At 71.1% G+C, this 2,648-nt stretch carries 4 protein-coding genes; 2 read left to right on the top strand and 2 right to left on the bottom strand.

The genetic code is table 11. The features are described from left to right. Positions 1–1,062: hypothetical protein (locus tag RMO04_RS03260; RefSeq protein WP_309643362.1), on the top strand; the 1,062-nt coding region annotated here is incomplete at its 5' end. 3 nt (positions 1,063–1,065) lie between these two features. Here RMO04_RS03260 and RMO04_RS03265 read toward each other — a convergent pair. Next, positions 1,066–1,410, bottom strand: coding sequence for a P-II family nitrogen regulator (locus tag RMO04_RS03265; RefSeq protein ID WP_309643363.1), 345 nt, complete (start codon positions 1,408–1,410; stop codon positions 1,066–1,068). Positions 1,411–1,477: 67 nt separating this feature from the next. After that, positions 1,478–2,233: a methyltransferase domain-containing protein gene (locus RMO04_RS03270; protein WP_309643364.1), complete on the bottom strand. Its 756-nt coding sequence runs from the start codon at positions 2,231–2,233 to the stop codon at positions 1,478–1,480. 77 nt (positions 2,234–2,310) lie between these two features. Here RMO04_RS03270 and RMO04_RS03275 point away from each other — a divergent pair. After that, on the top strand, positions 2,311–2,648 hold a 338-nt coding region (locus tag RMO04_RS03275), incomplete at its 3' end, for an MBL fold metallo-hydrolase (protein WP_309643365.1).

Genomic DNA, 2,648 nt, shown 5'->3' on the forward strand with positions numbered 1-2,648 from the left:
GCCTGTGACCGCCTGCTGGGCCCCGACTGGCGCGAGCAGCGCGGCGACGTGGTCGTCTCGCTGAGCGGACGCCAGGCGCAGTTCGTCGTCGCCCTGGTGGTGGCCGCCGCCTTCATGCACGACGTCGAACAGGCAGACGCCGCGACCCTCCCCCATTCCCCGGCGCCGCCCTTGGCCCTGGGCGCGGTCGCCGCCCTGGCGCCGCTGGCCGCCGCCGCCCAAACGCCGGATGACCCGCGCCACGAGTTGCTGGGCGCCCAGGACAACGCCGAGAAGCCCGCGCCCGTCGGGAGCGAGATCGCGTCGGAGCCGACGGCGCCGGACGTCGCCACCCCCGTGGTGGTCGCGGCGCCCGTCGCGCTGGAGCCAGCGGCCCAGGACGCCGCCACGCTTGAAACCCCGCCGGCGCCAGAGGACGATGTCCAGGTGCTGCGCGGCGGCGAGGGCGGTGACACCCTTCAAGGCGGCGCCGGCCGTGACGAAATCTTCGGCGAGGGCGGCAACGATAGCCTCGACGGCGGGGCCGGGACCGACACCCTGCACGGCGGCGACGGGAACGACACCCTGAGCGGCGGCGGCGCGGACCTTGGTCAGTTCGACCTGCTGAGCGGCGGGGCCGGCGACGACAGGATCTTCCTGGCTTTCGACGCCGTCGCCACCGGCGGCGCGGGCGCCGACACCTTCGTGATCTCGGGCCAGGCCGGCGCTGATGGCCTGCTGGGCGTTGTGCTGGATTTCTCGGAAGGTCAGGGCGACCGACTGGCCTTGGGTAACGGGCAGCTGCTCACGCTGCTGAAACAGCATCAGGAATCCAACATCTTCGGAACCCTGCAGGGCTTCGCTGGGACCAGTGAAACCACCCGGCTGCCGGGCATGCGCGTGGATGTCGACCTCAACGGCGACGGCATAGCCGATGGCCACCTCTTCCTGGGTCGCCCCGGCGGCTCGGCCCCGGTCGAGACCGCCACGCCGCCCAATGGCGCCTGGACCGGTGAACTCTCGAGCTCGAGCCTCTACGCAGGAAACGCCGCCGCTCCGCCGCCCGGCGATTTCCTGGGCTAAGCCCTATCCCGCGATGGCCGCGGCGTCGCGGTCGCCGGTCCTGATCCGCAGGGCCTGTTCCAGGTCCATGACGAAGATCTTGCCGTCGCCGATCTTGCCGGTGTTGGCGGTGCGCGCCACCGCCTCGATCACCGTGTCGAGGATGTCGGTGGGCACGGCGATCTCCAGCTTCACCTTCGGCAGCAGCTTCACCTCGTATTCGGCGCCACGATAGACCTCGGTCTTGCCCCGTTGGCGCCCGTAGCCGCGCACCTCGGTGACGGTCAATCCCGAGGCCCCGGCCTCTGTGACGGCGTCTAGGACGGCGTCGAGGCGGCTGGGCTTGATGATCGCGACGATCATTTTCATGACGAGGCTCCGTGAAGCGACTTTCCATCGAAGCTAGGGCGCCGCGCGGCAGGCTCCAAGGCCTGAGCTAGTCTTGATCCTTCGGCGCCCGGGAAGCAGGCGCCCGGCTGGCCGGCAGGGGCGACAGCACGGGCCGCGCCACGCGGGCGCGAACCCGGTGGGGCTTGGCCTTGACCGCGAAGGTCTGCTTGACCGCCTCGGTCAGCACCAGGCCCGCGAAACCCGGCCACAACCGCGAGCCCGCCTGCTCGAACCCCTCGGCCCAGCCCGCCATCCACGGGACCGGCGGCACATAGAGCGCCCGCGTCCAGCCGGTGGGCTCAAGCTCGGCCTCGCGCAGCAGGTCGGCGAGCTGACTGCGGGTGTAGGGGCGGCCGTGTCCGAAGGGGGTCTTCTCGGCGTTGGCCCAAAGGCCGTTGCGCGCGGCGGTGACCACGATCACGCGGCCCGACGGCGCCAGCACCCGCCAGACCTCCCGCAGCAAGGCCAGCGGGTCGGGGCTCTCCTCCAGGGCGTGGACCGCCAGGATCCGGTCGAAGAAGGCGTTGGGGAACGGCAGGGCGTCCTCCTCGCTCAGGCAGGCGAGGTTGGCGCCGTCGGCGGGCCAGATCTCCACCCCCTGTTGAGCAGGCATGGCGGCCACTACCCGGCGCGCGGCCGCCCGGGCGCCCCCCAGGAAGGGAATGGCGTAGCCCAGGCCCAACACGTCCAGGCCATGGGCGTCGTCCCAGGTCTCGATCACCTTGCGACCCACCATCTCGCGCGCCGCGCGTCCCAGCGGCGTGGCGTAGAATTCGCGCAGTTCCAGGACGTCGCGACGCATGAGGCCTATGCTCGACTTGAGGTTCGCCCGACCCTAAATGCCTGGGACCCGTACACGAAGTCTTTCGAGAGGCCGCCATGACGATCACCGTTCATCAGTTCCCCTGCCTCTCCGACAACTACGGCTTCCTGGTCCGCGACGACGCCACGGGCCTCGCCGCCTGCGTGGACACACCCGACGCCGCGGCCATCCTCCGCGAGCTGGAAAAGGTGGGCTGGAAGCTGGACCTGATCCTCAACACCCACTGGCACCCCGACCACGCCGGCGGCAACGCCGACATCGTGGCCGCCACCGGCGCGACCGTGGTCGGCCCCAAGGAGGTCGAGCGGATCGGCAAGGCGCCCGATCGCGAGGTCTCCCACGGCGACGTGGTCAAGCTGGGCGAGACGCAGTTCCAGGTGCTGGACTCCGGCGG

It is taken from the genome of Phenylobacterium sp. (assembly GCF_031412415.1).
GTDB lineage: Bacteria > Pseudomonadota > Alphaproteobacteria > Caulobacterales > Caulobacteraceae > Phenylobacterium.

What these genes read in the sequence shown, in the direction of transcription:
- RMO04_RS03265 (WP_309643363.1), bottom strand. Translation starts at nt 1,410, where the DNA reads ATGAAAATGATCGTCGCGATCATCAAGCCCAGCCGCCTCGACGCCGTC.
- RMO04_RS03270 (WP_309643364.1), bottom strand. Translation starts at nt 2,233, where the DNA reads ATGCGTCGCGACGTCCTGGAACTGCGCGAATTCTACGCCACGCCGCTG.